The sequence below is a fragment of the Segeticoccus rhizosphaerae genome (assembly GCF_005222685.1).
Lineage (GTDB): Bacteria > Actinomycetota > Actinomycetes > Actinomycetales > Dermatophilaceae > Segeticoccus > Segeticoccus rhizosphaerae.
This window is the reverse complement of the sequence record NZ_SWMA01000090.1, coordinates 1-1,488: the sequence shown is the minus strand read 5'-3', so window position 1 is coordinate 1,488 and position 1,488 is coordinate 1. Positions and strand designations below refer to the sequence as shown.

Sequence of the window (1,488 nt, the reverse complement as noted above, 5' to 3'; positions counted from 1 at the left end):
CCTAGATATCCCAGGGCTCTGATCCGTCAAGCGGCTGCTGGTTGGCGGTGTGCCCAGGCGACTGCTTCGTCATAGGTGGTGCGGTGGCGCAGGCATCCGTCGAGGATGCCGACGAGACGGTTGGACAGGGCTCGCAAGGCTTGGTGGTGGGTGGCGCCACGGGCGCGATGGTGGTCGTAGAACGCCCGGGCTCCGGGCGATGCGGTCAGCGCAGCGAAGGCCTGCTGATGCAGGGCGTCGGCGAGCCGCTTGTTGCGGGCGTAGCGAGCCAGCACGACGCGTTGCTTGCCCGAGGTCTTCGTGATCGGGCTCGTGCCCGCATAGTTGCGCCTGGACTTGGCGTCGGCGTAACGGTCCTTGTCGTCGCCGAACTCGGCAAGCACCCGAGCACCGAGGACCGCACCGAGCCCGGGCTGGCTGGTGATGAGATCAGCGTCCGGGTGCTGGCCAAAACACCGCTCTACCTCGCCCTCGAGGACAACGGCCTGGGCGGCCATCGTGGTCAGCACCGCCACGAGGGCCCTCACGCTGGCGCCGTAGGCCTCCGCGAGCGCGTCGGACAGTCCGAGGTGCTCGCCACGCAGAACGGTCGAGATCTCCTCGGCCCGGGTCTGCAGGTTGCGCTGCCGGCCGGCCTTGCGCAGCACGCTGACCAGCCGCGACCTGGACAAGGCCCGTCCCGCGGCCGGAGTGGGCGCGATCGCAAGCACTGCGAGCGCGTCGCGTCCGGCCAAGTCATCGCCGAACGCCTCCAGCGCGGCGGGGTAGAACTCCCGCAGCATCGAGCGCAGCTGGTTGGCCTGACGTTGCCGGGTCCAGATCATCGCCTGATGGGTGCGGGCCACGGTCTTGACCACCTCGACCTGCTCGCTATCGCCGGCCACGACACGGTGGTGCTCACGGTCCTTGCGCACAATTTCAGCGAGCACGTGCGCATCACCCGGGTCGCTCTTGGCGCCGGAGGTGGTGAGCCGTTCGCGGTAGCGGGCGGCTTGCTTGGGGTTGATCGCGTAGACCGTGTAGCCGGCGGCGACCAGGGCGTTCACCCAGCCGCCGCGGTCGGTTTCGATGCCGACCAGCACCGACTCCGGTTCGTCGTCATCGTCCAGGTGGTCGGCGATCAGCTCATGGAGCTGGGCCAGGCCGGCGACTCCTTCGGCCAACCGGCGCCGCTTCAGCACTCGGCCCTGTTCGTCTTGGAGCTCGATGTCGTGATGGGTCTCGGCCCAGTCATCACCCAGGAACAGCACCCGATCTCTCCTTACCTTGGAACGGATCGTCCAGAAGAGGCTCGCAGGCGACCTAATGGTTCAGTGCTCACCGCACGCGGCGGGGCGCGTTATCCCAGCAGCCATCAACGCCTCCTCGTTCACCGGCAGGGGCACGATCTAGGCGTAGACCTCACGGGCCAGGCTTCAGCAGTGCTCACCCACCGGCGGACTCGGACACCACTCTGGCCGAAACCTCGGCGATGCGCCCCCATTAGGC

Annotated in this window: 1 protein-coding gene; it reads right to left on the bottom strand. The window is 68.1% G+C overall.

Annotation, left to right across the window (positions count from 1 at the left end; translation table 11 throughout):
* Window positions 1-26: 26 nt before the first annotated feature.
* The gene (locus FCN22_RS21415) at window positions 27-1,250 is read right to left on the bottom strand and encodes an IS110 family RNA-guided transposase (RefSeq protein ID WP_137123589.1); all 1,224 of its coding nucleotides are present in this window, start codon (window positions 1,248-1,250) and stop codon (window positions 27-29) included.
* Window positions 1,251-1,488 lie beyond the last annotated feature (238 nt).